13 protein-coding genes and 1 pseudogene are annotated in these 17,435 nt (G+C 66.4%); 8 read left to right on the top strand and 6 right to left on the bottom strand.

Annotation, left to right across the window (positions count from 1 at the left end):
• Positions 1-11: 11 nt before the first annotated feature.
• Positions 12-503: a VOC family protein gene (locus L0C21_RS16295; protein ID WP_259279456.1), complete on the bottom strand. Its 492-nt coding sequence runs from the start codon at positions 501-503 to the stop codon at positions 12-14.
• An 89-nt stretch (positions 504-592) separates the two neighbouring features.
• Entirely contained in the window at positions 593-1,042 is a 450-nt protein-coding gene (locus L0C21_RS16300) for a VOC family protein (RefSeq protein ID WP_259279457.1), read from the bottom strand.
• Between the two features lie 53 nt (positions 1,043-1,095).
• Here L0C21_RS16300 and L0C21_RS16770 point away from each other — a divergent pair, with 53 nt between their 5' ends.
• Together L0C21_RS16770 and L0C21_RS16305 are read left to right on the top strand one after the other, a co-directional pair.
• Positions 1,096-1,383, top strand: coding sequence for a winged helix-turn-helix transcriptional regulator (locus L0C21_RS16770; RefSeq protein ID WP_310593408.1), 288 nt, complete (start codon positions 1,096-1,098; stop codon positions 1,381-1,383).
• The gene (locus L0C21_RS16305) at positions 1,335-1,802 is read left to right on the top strand and encodes an alkyl sulfatase C-terminal domain-containing protein (RefSeq protein WP_310593409.1); all 468 of its coding nucleotides are present in this window, start codon (positions 1,335-1,337) and stop codon (positions 1,800-1,802) included. Before L0C21_RS16770 ends, L0C21_RS16305 begins: the two co-directional genes overlap by 49 nt.
• 93 nt (positions 1,803-1,895) lie before the next feature.
• On the opposite strand, the gene ahpF is transcribed toward L0C21_RS16305, so the two are convergent.
• The gene (ahpF, locus tag L0C21_RS16310; protein WP_259279458.1) at positions 1,896-3,479 is read right to left on the bottom strand and encodes an alkyl hydroperoxide reductase subunit F; all 1,584 of its coding nucleotides are present in this window, start codon (positions 3,477-3,479) and stop codon (positions 1,896-1,898) included.
• 89 nt (positions 3,480-3,568) lie between these two features.
• Positions 3,569-4,132: an alkyl hydroperoxide reductase subunit C gene (ahpC, locus tag L0C21_RS16315; protein ID WP_259279459.1), complete on the bottom strand. Its 564-nt coding sequence runs from the start codon at positions 4,130-4,132 to the stop codon at positions 3,569-3,571.
• A 720-nt stretch (positions 4,133-4,852) separates the two neighbouring features.
• Here ahpC and L0C21_RS16320 point away from each other — a divergent pair.
• The 5 genes from L0C21_RS16320 to L0C21_RS16345 all read left to right on the top strand — a co-directional run bounded on the left by L0C21_RS16320 (position 4,853) and on the right by L0C21_RS16345 (position 13,512).
• Entirely contained in the window at positions 4,853-7,504 is a 2,652-nt protein-coding gene (locus tag L0C21_RS16320) for a TonB-dependent receptor (protein WP_259279460.1), read from the top strand.
• Positions 7,505-7,592: 88 nt separating this feature from the next.
• Positions 7,593-9,131, top strand: coding sequence for an alkaline phosphatase D family protein (locus L0C21_RS16325; RefSeq protein WP_259279461.1), 1,539 nt, complete (start codon positions 7,593-7,595; stop codon positions 9,129-9,131).
• A gap of 114 nt (positions 9,132-9,245) precedes the next feature.
• Complete coding sequence (locus tag L0C21_RS16330) at positions 9,246-10,934, top strand: MFS transporter (RefSeq protein ID WP_259279462.1); 1,689 nt, start codon at positions 9,246-9,248, stop codon at positions 10,932-10,934.
• On the top strand, positions 10,931-12,130 hold the full coding sequence (locus L0C21_RS16775) for an HlyD family secretion protein (RefSeq protein WP_310593410.1): 1,200 nt from the start codon (positions 10,931-10,933) through the stop codon (positions 12,128-12,130). The genes L0C21_RS16330 and L0C21_RS16775 overlap by 4 nt, the downstream gene beginning before the upstream one ends.
• Positions 12,127-13,512 carry an efflux transporter outer membrane subunit gene (locus tag L0C21_RS16345; RefSeq protein WP_259279463.1) on the top strand — a complete coding sequence of 462 codons (1,386 nt, stop codon included), beginning with the start codon at positions 12,127-12,129 and terminating at the stop codon, positions 13,510-13,512. The genes L0C21_RS16775 and L0C21_RS16345 overlap by 4 nt, the downstream gene beginning before the upstream one ends.
• A gap of 214 nt (positions 13,513-13,726) precedes the next feature.
• On the opposite strand, the pseudogene L0C21_RS16350 reads toward L0C21_RS16345, so the two are convergent.
• Together L0C21_RS16350 and L0C21_RS16355 are read right to left on the bottom strand one after the other, a co-directional pair.
• Positions 13,727-15,098, bottom strand: a pseudogene (locus tag L0C21_RS16350) (ATP-binding protein).
• Between the two features lie 10 nt (positions 15,099-15,108).
• Positions 15,109-15,837: a response regulator transcription factor gene (locus L0C21_RS16355; RefSeq protein WP_259279464.1), complete on the bottom strand. Its 729-nt coding sequence runs from the start codon at positions 15,835-15,837 to the stop codon at positions 15,109-15,111.
• 463 nt (positions 15,838-16,300) lie between these two features.
• On the opposite strand from L0C21_RS16355, the gene L0C21_RS16360 reads away from it, so the two are divergent.
• Positions 16,301-17,434, top strand: coding sequence for an efflux RND transporter periplasmic adaptor subunit (locus L0C21_RS16360; RefSeq protein WP_259279465.1), 1,134 nt, complete (start codon positions 16,301-16,303; stop codon positions 17,432-17,434).
• Position 17,435 lies beyond the last annotated feature (1 nt).

Genomic DNA, 17,435 nt, shown 5'->3' on the forward strand with positions numbered 1-17,435 from the left:
CCGCGCCCCGGTCAGCCTGCGACCGGCCCCTTGCCCTCATAGGCGGCGATCAGTGTGGGCAGGTCGAGCTTGACCATGCCGAGCATCGCCTGGGTAACGCGGACGACCCGGTCAGTGTCCGGATCGCGCAGCATCTCCATCAACTGCCGGGGTGCGATCTGCCAGGAGACGCCGTAGCGGTCGGTCAGCCAGCCGCACTGGACGGGCGCGCCGCCTTCGGTCAGCGCCTCCCACAGCTGGTCGATCTCCTCCTGGCTGTCCACCGTGATGAACAGGGACATGGCGGGCGTGAAGGTCTGGTAGGGCCCGCCGTTGAGCGCGATACAGGACTGGCCCGCCACGGTGAACTCCACCACCATGACGTCGCCGGGCTTGCCGCCCGGCGTCTCGACCGTATAGGGCAGCACGGCATCGATGCGGGAATTGGGCAGCACGGAGACATAGAAGCGCGCTGCCTCCTCCGCCTTGCCGTCGAACCAGAGGCAGGTGGAAATGCTCGTCATGGTGTTTTCTCCTCGCTTCCGGCGGAGCGACGCCACCAAACGGCATGGCGATCGCCCGGCTCAGGAAAGCAGGTTGGGAAAGGGCAGGTTCAGGCGGTTTCAGCCTCGGCCATGGCGGCATTTTCCGCGCAGCCGCGCTCGACGGCGGCCGGGTCCATCCACATCACTTCCCAGATATGGCCATCCGGGTCCTCGAAGCTGCGGCCGTACATGAAGCCGTAATCCTGACGCGGACACGGATCGACCACGCCACCGGCCGAAATCGCCTTGTCCACAAAGCCATCGACCGCTGCGCGGCTTTCCTCCGACACGCACAGCAGCACCTCGCAGACCTTGGAGGAATCAGCGATCGGCTTGGGGCTGAAGCGCATGAAATGCTCCGGGGTATGCAGCATGACGATGATGGTCTCAGACAGGGCCATGCATGCGGCATCGTCATTGGAGAATTGGTCGTTCTTGGTAAAACCCATGGATTGATAAAAGCTGGTCGCCCGAGCCAGATCGCGGACAGGCAGGTTTACGAAGATCATGCGTTGCATTGGGGTTCCCCCCTCCTCTCATTGCTTGCCGGGTGTACCAGAATGAGTTATGAATGAAAAGTATGAAGTTAGAAAAAACAACCAAAAAAGCTTCAGGCCCGCGCCGCCGCTATGACGACGCCTGCGGCGCCGCGCACGGCCTGGAGCTGGTGGGCGACCGCTGGGCCCTGCTGGTGGTGCGCGAGCTGATGCTGGGCCCCAAGCGATTCAGCGACTTGCGCGGCGACCTGCCGGGCATCAGCGCCAATGTGCTCACCCAGCGGCTGGAGGAACTGGAGGCCGTGGGCATTCTTTGCGGCGCAAGCTGCCGCCGCCCGCCTCGGTGCAGGTGTATGAACTGACGCCATGGGGCTACGAGGCCGAGCCGATTCTCCAGGTGCTGGGGCGGTGGGCGGCGCGCTCGCCGCACCACGACCCGAGCCTGCCGTTGACCGAGACCGGCTTCCTGCTCTCGCTGCGGACCATGCTCGACCCGTGCCGGGCCGAGGGCCTTAAGGGCGTCATCGGCTTCCGCTTCGGCGCGCAAAGCTATGTCGGCCGCCTGGAGAGCGGGCGGCTGGAGGTAGCGCGCGGCGAGCCGGAGGGCGCGGACGTGGTGTTTGAGGGGCCGGTTTCGGCCCTGGTGGCGGCAATCTATGGCGGCCTGCCGCTCGCCGGCATGGAGGCCGGCGGCGCGCTTAAGGTGACGGGCGACCGCGCGCTCGCGGAGCGGTTCGCCACCCTGTTCCCGCTGCCGCCGAAAGTCGGCGAGGAAGGGTAAGGCCGAAAACGGAACCGCCCCGCCCCGGCCTTGAGAGACCGGGAACGGGGCGGCAGGGAGAAACCGTTCTTTGCCCGAAGGCTCAGCCTTGCCTCAGGCCGCCTGCACCTTCTTATCGGCAGGCGCCAGACGGATCAGGTAATCGAAGGCCGACAGGCCCGCGGTCGCGCCCTGGCCCATGGCGACGACGATTTGCTTGTAGGGCACGGTCGTCGCGTCGCCCGCCGCGAACACGCCTGCCACCGAGGTCTGGCCGCGATGGTCGATCTCGATTTCGCCGCGCGGGGTCAGCGCGATGGTATCGGTCAGCCACTCGGTATTGGGCACCAGGCCGATCTGGACGAAGATGCCCTCCAGCTCCAGCCTGTGCTCGGTGTCGCTGTTGCGGTCCTTGTAGGTCAGGCCCACCACCTTCTCGCCGTTGCCGAGCACTTCGGTGGTCAGCGCCGAGGTGATGATGGTGACATTGGGCAGGCTCCGCAGCTTGCGCTGCAGCACCTCGTCGGCGCGCAGCTTGCTGTCGAACTCGATCAGCGTCACGTGGGCCGTGATGCCGGCAAGGTCAATCGCCGCCTCGACGCCCGAGTTGCCGCCGCCGATGACCGCAACGCGCTTGCCCTTGAACAGCGGGCCGTCGCAGTGCGGGCAGTAGGCCACGCCCTTGTTGCGGTATTCATCCTCGCCGGGCACGTTCATCTGCCGCCAGCGCGCGCCGGTGGAGAGAATGACCGTCTTGGCCTTCACGCTCGCGCCGCTCTCCAGCTGCACCTCGGCAAGACCGCCGGGCTCGGAAGCCGGAATGAGCTTGGTGGCGCGCTGCAGGTTCATGACATCAACGTCATACTCCTTCACGTGCTGCTCCAGCGCCGTGCCGAGCTTGGGACCTTCGGTGTAGGGCACCGAGATGAAATTCTCGATCGCCATGGTGTCGAGCACCTGGCCGCCGAAGCGCTCGGCCACGACGCCGGTGCGGATGCCCTTGCGGGCGGCATAGATGGCCGCAGCCGCGCCGGCCGGGCCGCCACCGACCACCAGAACATCGAAGGCCTCCTTGGCCTTGATCTTCTCGGCGGCGCGGGCAATCGCGCCGGTGTCCAGCTTGGCGAGGATCTGCTCGATATCCATGCGACCCTGGCCGAATTCCTGACCGTTCAGGAAGATGGTGGGCACCGCCATTACCTTGCGGGCCTCCACTTCCTCGCGGAACAGCGCGCCGTCGATGGCGACGTGACGGATGCGGGGATTGAGCACGCTCATCAGGTTGAGCGCCTGCACCACATCCGGGCAGTTCTGGCACGAGAGCGAGAAGAAGGTCTCGAAGACGAAATCGCCGTCGAGCGCCTTCACCTGGTCGATCACATCCTCGCTTACCTTGGGCGGGTGGCCGCCGACCTGCAGCAGGGCCAGCACCAGCGAGGTGAACTCGTGGCCGAGCGGAATGCCGGCGAAGCGCACGCCGATGTCCGTGCCCGCACGGCGAATGAGGAAGGAGGGCTTGCGCGCGTCATCATCGGCGCGCACGAAACTGATTTTATCGCTGAGACCGGCAATGGTCTCCAGCAGCTGCTGCATTTCCTGAGACTTGGCCCCATCGTCAAGTGACGCGACCAGCTCTACGGGCGCCGTGATATTCGCAAGGTAGGCCTTCAGTTGTTCCTGGAGCTTCGCATCCAACATGATCGGGTTCCAACGTCTAAACTACACGGGGGAGAAACGCCCCGGCACCGGAGCCGGTCCGGTGCCGGGACAAGCATCAACCTTGCGGCTTAGATCTTGCCGACGAGGTCGAGAGAGGGAGCAAGGGTCTTCTCGCCTTCTTCCCACTTGGCCGGGCAGACTTCACCCGGGTGCGAACGGACGTACTGAGCAGCCTTGATCTTGCGGATCAGCTCGGCAGCGTTACGGCCGATGCCCTCGGCGGTGATCTCCATGAACTGGATGATGCCGTCCGGATCGACGAGGAAGGTGGCGCGGTCAGCCAGGCCCTGGCCCGGACGCATCACCTCGAAGTTGTTGGTGATGGTGCCGGACTGGTCGCCCAGCATGGTAAACTTGATCTTGCCGATCGCCGGCGAGGTGTCGTGCCAGGCCTTGTGCGAGAAGTGGGTGTCGGTGGAAACAGCGAAAATCTCCACGCCCAGCTTCTGGAAGGTCTCGTAGTTGTCGGCCAGGTCTTCCAGCTCGGTCGGGCACACGAAGGTGAAGTCAGCCGGATAGAAGAAGAACACGGCCCACTTGCCCTTCACGTCGGCGTCCGTCACGGTGACGAACTTGCCGTCGCGATAGCCCTGGGCGTTGAACGGCTTAATCTCGGTGTTGATGAGCGCCATGGAAGCTCCCTTTGTGTTTGGTTGGTTGAACGGATTGTGATGTAGCAGCCCGGCTCTCAATGTCAAAATTGATATAACTGGACTTAAATATCGACTGAATCGATCAATCGATTGTTTTAAGCCCACCAGGGCCGGACGCGGGCGGACAGTATCACAACAACGCCAGAAATCTTCCCGAGATTGCTTGCAGAGGAGCAACGATCACGAAGGGCGGCCCTGCCAAGGCCTGCGGCGGGCAGACGCCGCCCTGGCCGCCACGGCAAAGCCGCCGAGGGAAACGAACCGTTGCTACCGGTGATGAGTCGCCGTGGCCCGATACCGTCCATTCAGCCAGGGCGGCGAACACCGATCCTTCCTCCCCTCATCCACCCCGCCTTCGTCATAAATCCTTCATTGTATTTTTATCACGCTCATGCCGGCACGCGCGTGGCTGCCATCGTTTCAGGATGAGAATCATTAAACTGTAACAGTCGTCGAACATGAGCACGCCAACACGAAGCGTAGTGGTGGCGTTGCAAAATGTATTTTTCGGATGATGGCTCCTGGCGAGCCGAGAAAAAATCCCCCGCCCGGATCGGCCCCGCCGAGGGTGGGAGCAGCGCATCCAACCGCTCAGAAATTTACCGCGCAGAAATTCGCCGCGCAGAAATTCGCCGCGATGCCGCATCGGCCGCATCGCAAAAATCCGAAAATTCCCTTACCGACAATCAAGGATGTATCATGATTGACCGTGCTGACCGCGCGCGCCTGCTTTATGGGCGCGCGGCTTCCGCCATCGCCCTGGTGGCTGGGCTGCTTCAGGCCGCGCCCGCCTTCGCCGCCGAGGCGGACACTGCCGAGACCGCAGCGCTTGACCAGATTACCGTCACCGGCAGCGCCTATAAAAATGCCGAGGAAATCGCCACCCGCCGCAACTCGCTGGTGGTGGTCGACACCCTGGCGCAGGACGACACGGGCGACCTTGCCGACCAATCCCTTTCCGAAGCGCTGACCCGCGTCGTCGGCGTGTCCACCATGCAGGTGCTCTACGCCGAAACCGAAAGCACCTACGTGGCGGTGCGCGGCATCACGCCGGACCTCAACCACGTATCGATCGACGGCATCAGCATGGCCTCGCTTTCCAACGGCGGCAATGCGGAACGCCGCGTCGACCTGGCGCTGATCCCTGCCCAGGCCGCGCGCAAGACGGAAATCTACAAGACCTTCACGGCGGACCAGGAATCGGGCGCTGTCGGCGGCATCATCAATATCGTGCCGCACAGCGCCTTTGACAGCCGTGACGGGAAATTCTTCGTCGACGCCTTCGCCAATTACCGGGACTATGACGACGTGCCGGGCGGCAACAGCCGCAAATACACCGGCTCGCCGTGGAGCGGCGGCATCAAGGGCCTGTGGACCAAGACCTTCGGCGCGGACGATCAGTTCGGCATCGTGCTGAGCGGCACGTTCCAGCAAAAATCCTACGACGAGACCAAGTTCAATCCGAACGGGCGCACCTACTACACGGCCGACGGCGAGAGCACCTCGCCGGACAGCCCGGACTGGAACGGCCTCTACCCGGCGCCGCAGGCGTTCGTGAGCTACGACTATACCAACCTGGTGCGGAATTTCGGCGGCTCGGCGATGCTGGAATATCGCCCGTCGATCGACTGGTACGCCTCGCTGATGGTGTTCGACTACAAGCAGATCGAGCACCAGACCATGAACGCGGCGACGCTGCGCGCCTTCCGCAACATCACCAACCAGACGGATACGGGCGGCACGCTCGAGGTGCCCGATATCCGCACCGAATATCAGTACGACCGCTGGGAGACCGAAAATCGCGGCGCGATTTTCAAGACCTGCCACGACTTTGACCCGGTCTCGAACATCCAGTTCCGCGCGGGCTATGTGAAGTCCTACTTCAACGACGACTTCAACGAGGCGATCTACCAGGCCAAGCCGGGGGACCTGCTGGTCAATTACGACGCCAGCGGCGGCACCGACACCTTCACGCTCAACCACCCGGAATATCTGACGGACGCCGGCAGCTATACCCTGCTCTCCGCCCGCGACATGTGGAACCGGGCCCGGGCCGAGACCTGGGAAATCAAGCTGGACTACACCCACAACCTGGACGTGGACAGCACGGGCTTCGGCTACAAGCTCGGCGGCGGCGTGCGCGACATGTCGATGAACCGGGACAAGAGCTACCTCAACTACGTCTCCGATAAATCGGTGCTCGGCGATATCGCCTACAACCCGAACTACACGCCGTGGATGTTCAACGCGCCGGTTTTGTGGATCGACCAGGAGGCCTTCGCCAACACCGTAAAACCGGGCCTCGCCGTCAACGAAACCGCCTCAGCCAACAACGGCATCAGCGGTGATTACTCCTACGGCGAGACCATCGCCTACGCCTACGCCTCGGCGTCCTACGCCACCGACACCACCCGCGTGATCGCCGGCGTGCGCTTCGATGCGGCGGACTACAACGCGGCGGTGCCCTACGCCGTGGGCGGCGTCTACCAGACGACGTTCAAGGACTACGACGGCGACTACAAGCACTTCCTGCCCTCGCTGCACGTCATCCACGCGTTCCGCGACGACCTGCGCCTTAAGGCCTCCTACAGCCGCACGGTTGGCCGCGCGGCCCCGCAGGACATCGCCCAGCCGGAAACCGTGAACGAGGACAGCTTCTCCATCAGCCGGGGCAACCCGGACCTGAAGCCGCGCGTCTCCGACAACCTCGATGCCAACCTGGAATATTATTTCAACCAGGGTCAGGGCTTCGTCAGCTTCGGCGCGTTCGCCAAGTTCATCAAGGACGACATTTACGACTTGAAGACCGAGCAGCTGATCGACGGCGTGAGCTGGACCGTCAGCACGCCGATGAACGCCAACACCTCGAAAATGCGCGGCCTTGAGTTCCAATACGTCAACAACCGCATCCCCGGCCTGCCGGGCTTCCTGAAGGACCGGTTGGGCGTGTCGTTCAATGTCACCCGCACCTGGGGCGACATGGACTTCCAGTCCGGCGACATCGAGCAGCACCTCAACCGCATGATGTTCCAGCGCGAGTGGATGGGCAACGCGGCGGTGTTCTACCAGCTGCCCAACAAGGGCGAGGTGCGCGTCGCCTACAATTACCAGAGCGACTACATCGACGGCGTGGGTGCAAGCCCGTGGCTGAACCGGGGCCCGCAGGGCCGTGGGCGGCTGGATGCCTCCGTCCGCCTCGGCGTGGGCGAGGACTGGATCGTCAAGCTTCAGGCCAACAACATTTTGGATGAAAAAATGTACCTGGGCTACACGGAGGACCTGTCGATCCGCCGCGCGGCGATCAAGACCGGCCGGTCCTTCTTCATCAACCTGATCTACAAGCCCCTCTAAAAATGCGGGGACGGGCGAGGCGGCGAAAATGCCCCTCGCCCTTCCCCTTTTTCGCCGTTGCGTTTTTCGCTTTCAAGGATGCGCCACCATGAAGCTTGACCGTCGCTCGCTCCTCAAGACCGCAGGCAGCCTGGCGATTTTCTCCGGCCTTGCGCCCCACATGACGTGGGCGAAATCGCTGGGAGCCTATCCCTTCACCCTTGGCATCGCCTCGGGCGATCCCTGGCCGGGCGGCTTCGTGCTGTGGACCCGCCTCGCCCCAAAGCCGCTTGAGGAGCATGGCGGCATGCCCATGGCGATCGTGCCGGTGGGCTATGAAATCGCAGAGGACGAGGGTTTCCGCCGCATCGTTGCAACCGGCACGGCGGAGGCCCGGCCGGAGCTGGGCCATTCGGTGCATGTGGAGGCAAGCGGGCTGCAACCGGGCCGGCGCTACTGGTATCGCTTCTCGGCAGGCGGCGAGGTAAGCCCGGTCGGCACGGTAAAAACCGCCCCGGCGCAAGGCGCGATGGTTGACCGGGTGCGCCTCGGCGTGGCGGGCTGCCAGCATTACGAGAGCGGATTTTACACCGCCTACCAGTATCTGGCCAAGGAGCCGGAGCTGGACGCTATTTTTCACTACGGCGACTATATCTACGAAGGCTCCGGCAACCCCGGCAAGAAGGGGCGCGTGCGCGCCCATGCGGGCGACGAGATTTACAGCCTCGATGACTACCGCCGCCGCTACGCCCAGTACAAGACCGATCCGGATTTGCAGGCGGCCCATGCCGCAGCGGCGTTCCTGGCGTCCTACGACGACCATGAGGTGGACAACAACTGGGCATCGACCCACGACCAGGATGGCACGCCGCCGGAATTTTTCCTGCTGCGCCGCCTTGCTGCCATGCAGGCATGGTATGAGAACATGCCGGTGCGCCGCGCGCAGCTGCCGGCCAACGGCCAGCTGACCATGTTCCGCCGGCTGGATTACGGCAGCCTCCTGCGCGTGCACATTCTCGATACCCGGCAATACCGCACCGACCAGCGCTGCAGCGCAAACGAGACCAAGCCGTGCCGCCGTGACGCGGACCCGGTGGAGACCATGCTGGGCGAGCGCCAGGAGCGCTGGCTGGGCGAAGGGTTGACGGGCGGCAGCCGCTGGAACCTGCTCGCCCAGCAGGTGATGGTGATGCCGATGGCCTACCCGGCCTCCCGCAAGGCGGGCCCGGTCAATAACGATTCCTGGAGCGGCTACCCTGAGGCCCGCCGCCGCCTCGTGCAGCAGATCGAGGAGCGCAGGCTCACCAACGTGGTGATCGCCACGGGCGACGTGCACAAGCACCACGCCGGCAACCTGCCGTTACGCGACGAGGACCTGACCGGCCCCGCCATCGCGACAGAGTTCGTCGCCACCTCCATTAGCTCGGACGGTGACGGGGAAGCGCTGCCCGCCAGCTGGCGGGACGTGCCCGCCAACAACCCGCACTGCAAGCTGTTCAACGGCCAGCGGGGCTATCAGGTGTTGAACGTTACGCCAAAGGAATGGCACACCGACGTGCGGGTGGTCGACAAGGTCTCGACCCTGGGCGGAACCCTTTCCACCCTTGCGCGGTTCTCCGTCGATCCGGAGAAGCCGGGCCTCGACTAAGGCCCCGGCACGCCCCGCATTTCGCGCCGACATCGCCTCCTGCGCGGCGGACCTGCAACCTTTGGCCACGCTGCTGGTTGCCGAAGTGTCAGGTATCGCCGGGAGGAGGCGGCGTTGGCGGAACCTCCCTACAAACTGCTGGAGCCCCTGCCGAAGTGGACGCCGGAGGAACGGCCGGTCATTCCGGGCTCGCCGGCCAAGCTGGAGCATAGCCCCAGGGTTCGGGCCGCCTACATCTGCACGGCGGTGCTGGTTGGCATCACGGGCGGCCTCGGCAATGCCCTGGTGACCGCCAACCTGCCGACCATCCAGGGCGAGCTGGGGCTGACCCCGGTGGAGGGCGCATGGTTGCCGGCGGCCTACATCATGGTCACGGTTTCGGCCAACCTGCTGGTGTTCAAATTCCGCCAGCAGTTCGGCATCCGCCTGTTCGCGGAGATCGGCCTTACCCTCTACGCCATATTGACGCTGCTGCATGTGGTGGTGCGGGATTATCCCATGGCGCTGTTCGTGCGCGCGGCCAGCGGCCTTGCGGGCGCGCCCATGACATCGCTGGGGCTGCTCTATGCCATCCAGGCCTTCAAGAAGAAGGACATAGGGCGGGCCATCGTCGTCGGTTTCGGCATTTCACAGCTGGCAACGCCGCTGGCGTGGGTGCTCTCGCCCGCGCTGCTGGACCTTGGGGAATGGAACGCGCTTTACGTGTTCGAAAGCGGGCTGGCGTTCCTGTCGCTGGCCGCAGTGGTGGTGCTGAAGCTGCCAAGGGGCATGCGGATCCAGGTGTTCGAGCCGCTCGATTTCCTCACCTTCCTGCTGGCGGCCCCGGCCCTTGCCCTCATCGGCGCCGTGCTGGCGCAGGGGCGGGTCGAGTGGTGGAGCGACCAGCCGTGGATGGCCTGGGCCATCATCGCCGCGATCGTGCTCCTGAGCGCGGCCTTCCTGATCGAGCATCACCGCCGCAACCCGCTGATCCAAACCCGATGGCTCGGCACCCTGCCCATGGCGCGATTTACCCTCGGCGCGCTCACCATCCGCTTTCTGCTGGCCGAGCAGACCTTCGGCGCGGTCGGCATGCTGCGAACCCTCGGCATGGGACCGGACCAGCTGCAATCGCTCTATGCAGTCATCCTCGCCGGCATCCTCGTCGGACTGGTTACGAGCGCGACGACCTTCAGCCGCGAGGCGATCGTCCCGCAGATTCTCGTCTCCGTCGCGCTCATTTGCATTGCCAGCTTCATCGATGCGACCGCCACCAGCCTGGACCGGCCCCAGCAGTTCTTCTTCAGCCAGTTTCTGATGGCGATCGCGGGCGGGCTATTCTTCGGCCCGATGCTGCTGGCCGGCTTCAACCGGGCCCTGCAGCAAGGCCCCAACTACATCGTCACCTTCGTGGTGCTGTTCTCCATCACCCAGAACCTGGGCGGCCTGGCGGGGCCGGCCTTGCTGAACACCTTCCAGCAGTTCCGCGAGCATGAGTATTCCAGCGAGATCACGGCGGACATCAACCCCACCAACCCGGTGGTGGCCGGGCGGCTGCAATTGCAGGGGCAGATCTACGGCCGGGTGATGACCGACCCGGTGCGGCGCCAGGCGCAGGGCACCGCGCAGCTGGGGCAAATCGCAACGCGCGAGGCCAACGTCCTTGCCTACAACGACGTTTTCCTTCTGACCGGGGCAATGGCCATGGCCTACCTGGCCTGGTCCCTGATTTTCGTGGTCGGCCGGGCGCGGCGCGCCAGGGCGGAGGCCCAGGCAAGCGCCGGACCCGGCCAGGGACCGGCTCTACAAGGGAACCCGAGATGACCGAGCGAGACGCTCCAGACCCATCCGAGACGCCCAGGCCGCCGGAGTGGAATGACGACGACACCGACGCGGCGAGCCCGCAGGAGGCCCAGACGGCTGAGGCCGGCGAGGAGACGCCCAAGATCCTGCGCCCCAGCCGGCAGACCGTACTCATCATGGCGGTGGTGGCGCTCGCCGGCATTTTGATGGTGTTGTGGGCGTGGAAGCTGTGGCCGTTCGAGACCAGCATGGTGACGACCGAGAACAGCTATGTGCGCGGGCAGATCACCGTGCTGGCCCCGCAGGTGAACGGCTATATCGCCGACGTTGCGGTGCAGGACTTCCAACACGTGAGGAAGGGCCAGCCCTTGGTGCGGATCGATGATCGCATCTACCGGGCGCGGGTGGAGCAGGCCGAGGCCCAGCTGGCCGCCGCCAGGGCCGAGCTGGCCAACGCCACCCAGACCATCGCCCAGAACGAGGCGACGCTGGGCGCGCGCCAGGCCGACCTGATGGCGGCGGAGGCGGAGCTGGAGCGGGCGCAGGCGGACGAGCGGCGCGTGGAGGAACTGGCGGCGCGGGGCTCGGTCGCGTTGCGGGAACGGGACCAGGTGCGCGCCGGGGCAAAGGCGGCGGCGGCCAACGTACAGAAGGCCCGCGCGGCCATCGACATCGCCGAGGAGACCCTCATCGCCTCCCGCGTTGCCCAGAAGCGGCTGGAAGCCCAGGTGGCGCAGGCAGGAGCCCAGCTGAACCTTGCGCGCATCGACCTGGCCAATACGGTAATCACTGCCCCGCGCGATGGCCAGATCAGCGAGGCCTCGGTGCGGCTGGGCCAGTATGTGGCGGCCGGCACCCAACTGATGTTCCTGGTGCCGCCGGATTTGTGGGTGGTGGCCAACTACAAGGAAACCCAGACCGCCAACATGCGGGTGGGCCAGAAGGCCTGGTTCACGGTGGATGCGCTCGACCACGCCCGGCTGACCGGGCGGGTGCAGCGGTTCGCCCCGGCCACGGGCTCGGAGTTCAGCGTCATCCGCCCCGATAACGCCAGCGGCAACTTCACCAAGGTGGTGCAGCGCATTCCGGTGCGAATCCGCATCGACCCCGGCCAGCCGCTGGCCGCCCGGCTGCGGCCCGGCATGTCGGTGGTGACGCGGGTGGACACCAGCGGCAATGCCGAAGACGGGGCCGAGCGGCGGAGGCAGACCCGATGATGCCCCGGCTGCCCGTTGCCGCCGCGACGCTGCTGCTGGCTGCGTGCGGACTTCCGCCCGAGCGGCCGGTGCCGCCGCAGGCGCGGGTGACGGCGCCCACAGGCTGGCGCGAGCCCACCAATGCCCTTGGGCAGGTGGAGACCAACTGGTGGCGCGCCTTCGGCGACCCGGCGCTGGCGGCGCTGGTAGAAGCGGCGCTGGCCAACAACACAGACGTCGCGGCGGCGCTTGCCCGCGTCGAGGAGGCGCGGGCTCAGATCCGCCTCGCCCGCTCGGCCGCCCTGCCCCAGCTGAATGCGGTGCTGAGCGCGCAGCGCGGCCGCACCTTGCAGGTGACAGGCCCCACCACCGGCACGCAAATCCAGCCCCAGTTGCAGGTGGCGTGGGAGGCGGACCTGTTCGGGCGCATCCGCACCCTGCGCGAGGCTGCTCGCCTCGGCCTTGAAGCCAGCCGGGCCGACCGGGACGCGGTGCGGCTGGCGGTGGCGGCGGCAACGGCGCAAGGCTATGTGACCCTCTTGTCGCTCGATGCCCAGCTGTTCGTGACGCAGGAGACCGCCCAGTCCCGCGCGGAGGCGCTGCGCGTGGCCTCCGACCGCGCCCGGCTGGGCTACACCTCGCAGCTGGAGCTGGCGCAGGCGCAGGCGGAGTATGACGCCGTGCTCCAGGCCATTCCCGAGCTGGAGCGGGCGGTGCGCCTTCAGGAGAACGCCCTCAGGCTGTTGACCGGGCGGATGCCGGGGCCGATCGACGGGCGCAACGTCATCGACCAACTCCAGACGCCGAGCGTGCCGGGCACCCTGCCCTCGGCGCTCCTGCGGCGCAGGCCGGACCTGGCGGCGGCCGAGCTGACGCTGGCCGCGCTTGACGCCCAGCTGGCGGCGCGGCGGGCCGAGTTCCTGCCCCGTGTGCAGCTTTCAGCCGCCGCCGGCCAGCTGCTCACCAATTCGCTGGACTACGATCCCTTGAGCATCTGGAGCCTCGGGGCGAGCATCCTTGCCCCCCTCTTCTCCGGCGGCCGGCTGGAAGCGCAGGTGGAGGCGGCGACGGCCCAGCGGGACCAGGCCGCCTTCGCCTACCGCGGCGCGGTGCTGACCGCCTTCGGCGAGGTGGAGGATGCGCTGACCGGCATCGTGCGCTACGGCGAGCAGGTGGAGCATGCCATGAGACGCCGCGCGACGCTCGAGCGCGCCCTGATGCTGGCCCGCGACCGCTACCAGGCGGGCTATGCCTCCTACCTCGAGGAGCTGGACGCCCAGCGCAACCTCTACTCCACCGAACTGGAGGTCATCACCTTGCGCGAGCGCCAGCTCAACAACGTGATCGACCTCTATCGCGCGCTGGGCGGCGGCTGGTTCCCCACAACGGGCAAGCCGCAGTGATCGTTTTTTGCCTATTGACAATGGGACGATAAAATGGTTTTCCTATTGCGATTGGTTTTGAACGACCAGAGGGAGGAAGCGGACCGTGGCGACGAAGGCAAAGGCAGCGGGGCTGGAGACGACGGGCGGGCAGGCCATCATGGCATGGCTGGCCGCGCTGTGCGTCCGTGCGCTCCTCGCCAGCGTGCGCGGCCTTGTCGGCTACAGCGGTCGCCTACAGCGGCACGTCAACCACGGCCAGCAGCCCGCCGCCGGGGGCATTGCCGAGGCGCACCGTCGCACCGAAGGTCATGGCCTGGGAACGGGCGATGGTGAGGCCGATGCCGGTGCCGCTGCGCCCGCCCGGCTGGCCGGGATCGCCACGGGTGAAGGGCTCGAAGATCTTCTCCAGCAGCTCCGGCGCGATGCCGGGGCCGTAGTCGCGCACGCTGATGAGGAGGTGGCCGCCCTCCTTCCGGCAGCCGATCTCGGCGCTGCCCGCGTACTTGACCGCATTGTCGATAAGGTTGGAGAGGCAGCGGGTGAGCGCGTTGGGCTTGATGCGGACAACGCCGCCGCACCCGGCGACGAAGCGCACGTCGTTGCCGAACTCCTCCGCGTCCTCGGCCAGGCTGGTGAGGAGGCTGTCGATATCGACCATCGACCACTCCTCGCCGGAATCCGAACTGCTGGCCAGGTCCAGCCCCTCGCGCACCAGCGTGTGCATGGCGGCCAGATCCTGCACCAGCTTGGCGCGCAGGTCCTCGTCCGCCACCTGCTCCAGCCGCAGGCGCAGGCGGGTGATGGGGGTTTGCAGATCGTGGCTGATGGCGGCGAGCAGCTGAGTGCGCTCGCGAAAGCCATCGCGCACCCGGCGCTGCATGAGATTGAACGTCGCAAGCGCCGCGCGCACCTCCTCCGGCCCGGTTTCGGGGATCGGCTCGGGATCGAGCGAGACCGAGAACGCCTTGGCCGCGCGCTCCAGCCGCCGCAGCGGCTGGGCGGCGAAGCGGGCGACGAGGATGGAGAGCAGCGTTGCCGAGGCGATGACGAGCAGAAGGTAGAGCGGGCTCAGCAGCGAGCTGGGCGGCAACGACAGGCCCGGCATGTGAATGGCAAGGGCCCGGCGCTCCCCCGCGCACGTCGGTGAAACGGACGATCCAGCAATCGGGCAGAGGCGGGTCGACAATGCCCGCCGCCCGCCCGGCAAGGCGCGCGGTCCATTCGGCAAAGCACAGACCGGAGGGCACCTGCCCCGCCTCCGGCTGGGCGCGGGACCCCAGCCGTTCGGCCAGCAGCCGCTCCAGCCCCTTGTCGGGCATGGTGATGGCGATGCCGGCCGGCGCGGCGGACGCGCCCATGATCCGGTAGGAGAGGAGCATGGCCTGCGTCTCCTCCGGATTGTGCTGGAGGCGCCCGGCGATATCAACGGCGCTCGCCGCCACGCGCTCGGCGCGTATCCGCTCGAAATCCCGGTGGCGGGCCTGCTCGGCCACGAACAGCGACAGCATGGCGGCAAGCGACATGCCCACCGTCAGAAGCACGATGATGTGGCCCGCCATGGTGGCGAGGAAGCTATGTACGCGCCTGAACACCGCCTGCCTCATGCCGCCTGCTTCATTCGTAGCGCACGATGCAGGCAAGGACGTAGCCTTCGCTGCGGACGGTGAGGATGAGCCCCTCCCCGCCTTTCACCGAGGCCAACTTCTGGCGCAGGCGGCTGATCTGAAGATCGATGGAGCGATCAAAGGCGACGGTCGCGCGCCGCTCGGGCAGCAGGGCCTCGCGCGAGAGCACGGTGTTGGGCTCCTGCACGAAGCGGCTGAGCAGGCGGAACTCCGCCGAGGAGAGCATGACGAGCTGGCCATCGGGCGCGACCAGCCGGCGCTGGAGCAGATCCAGCTTCCACGGGCCGAACACGGCATAGCGGGCCTGGCGCGCCGGCGGGCTTCCCCCGCCGCCCCGCGTGCGGCGCAGGAGATTGCGGACCCGCGCCATCAGCTCGCGCGGCTCGAACGGCTTGGTGAGGTAGTCGTCCGCCCCCAGCTCCAGACCCAGCACCCGGTCAACGGCGCTGCCGCGCGCCGTCACCATGATGATGGCGGTCTCCACGCCCTCGGCCCGCAATTCGCGGCACAGGCTGAGCCCGTCGCCATCCGGCAGGTTGAGATCGAGGATGACGAGGTCGATCGCCTCCGCCCCCAGCACGGACCGCATCTCGCCAAGGCCCGAGGCGGTGGAGACGACGTAGTGCTCCATGCGGAGCTGGCCGGCAATCAGATCGCGGATGTCCTCATCGTCCTCGACAACCAGAATACGCTCTTGCGGCTGCTGACCTGTCACCATGCTGGCACCCTAAACCCTGTGGGCCCGAAAATCCGCAAAGCGCCGCCAGGTTGATACGCTTTGATACACAACGATACCGTTCAAAACACACAAGCCCTGTTGTTATCAAAAGAAATACTCGAAACCCCGCCCAGGCGAAACCTGGTCGCAGCGCCGAAGGATCGGCGTGCCTCCGCCAGTATGTCTTTGCAAACGAGTTTCACCTACGGGGATTCTGTCATGCGTTGTTTTCCGGTCGCGCCTCCAGCACCAAGCGCTGGCGCAGAAGCGTCCCTGCTGCCTGCGCGTCCGCTGACCTTGAAGGCCTGGTTTCGGCCGCACCCGGCATTCCCCCCGCACCTTCGCAGCCACGACGCCTGACCCCCAGATCCCAAACCCGCGCGGTTGGCCCCGAATGCCGCCACGGCTCGGCCCGGCTCCCTTCCGTTTCCGCCGCCTCGATTGAAGTGAAGAGAAAAGTCCCATGCCTACCGTCTCGACCTGGCGAATTGTAACGCTCGCGCCGCTAGCGCTCACGGCCCTGGTGGCCGGCTGCAACGAACAAAGCGCGCCGCCGCCGAGCACGGTGGAGGTGGGGTATGTCACCGTTGAAACCGGCAACGTGACCGTCTCGACCGAGCTGCCGGGCCGCACCAACGCCTTTCTGGTGGCCGAAGTGCGCCCACAGGTGACCGGGATCATCCAGAAGCGCCTGTTCGAGGAAGGCGGCATGGTGAAGGCGGGCCAGCCGCTCTACCAGATCGACCCGGCGATCTACGAGGCCGCCGTCAACGAGGCGCAGGCGCAGCTGGTGAGCGCCAAGGCGAACCTGGCCGCCGCCAAGGCGCGGGCCGCCCGCTACGAGACGCTGAAGGACAGCGAGGCGGTGAGCCGGCAGGACATCGACGACGCGCTGGCCGCCGCCCGCCAGGCCGAGGCCGCGGTGAAACAGGCCGAGGCCCAGCTTGAGACCGCCCGCATCAACCTGGCCTATACCAAGGTGGCCGCGCCCATCAGCGGGCGCATCGGCCGCTCGGCGGTGACGGCCGGCGCGCTGGTGACGGCGAGCCAGGCCGACCCGCTGGCCATCGTGCAGCAGCTCGACCCGATTTACGTGGACATCACCCAGTCCAGCGCCAAGCTGCTAGACCTGCGTCGCTCGCTCGCCAAGGGCGACGTGCTGCCGGCCAGCGCTATCTTGCAGCTCAAGCTGGAGGACGGCACGGATTATCCGCTGAAGGGCAAGGCGGAGTTCGCCGAGACCATCGTGGACCCGGACAGCGGCACCGTGACCATTCGCGCCCGCTTCCCCAACCCGGACGGCCTGCTGCTGCCCGGCATGTTCGTGCGCGTGATCGCGCCGCAGGCGGTGGTGCCGGGCGCGGTGCTGGCCCCGCAGCAGGGCGTGACCCGAGATCCCAAGGGCAACGCCACCGCGCTCGTCGTGACCGCCGACAACAAGGTGGAGCGGCGGGATATCGTGACCGGCCAGGCCATCGGCGACAAGTGGCTGGTGACGAAGGGCCTCAAGGCCGGCGACAGGCTGATCGTCGAGGGCACCGACAAGGTGCGCGCGGGCCAGCCGGTGAAGCCGGTTCTGATCGAAGGCGAGAAGTAAG

This window comes from Pedomonas mirosovicensis (assembly GCF_022569295.1).
Lineage (GTDB): Bacteria > Pseudomonadota > Alphaproteobacteria > Sphingomonadales > Sphingomonadaceae > Pedomonas > Pedomonas mirosovicensis.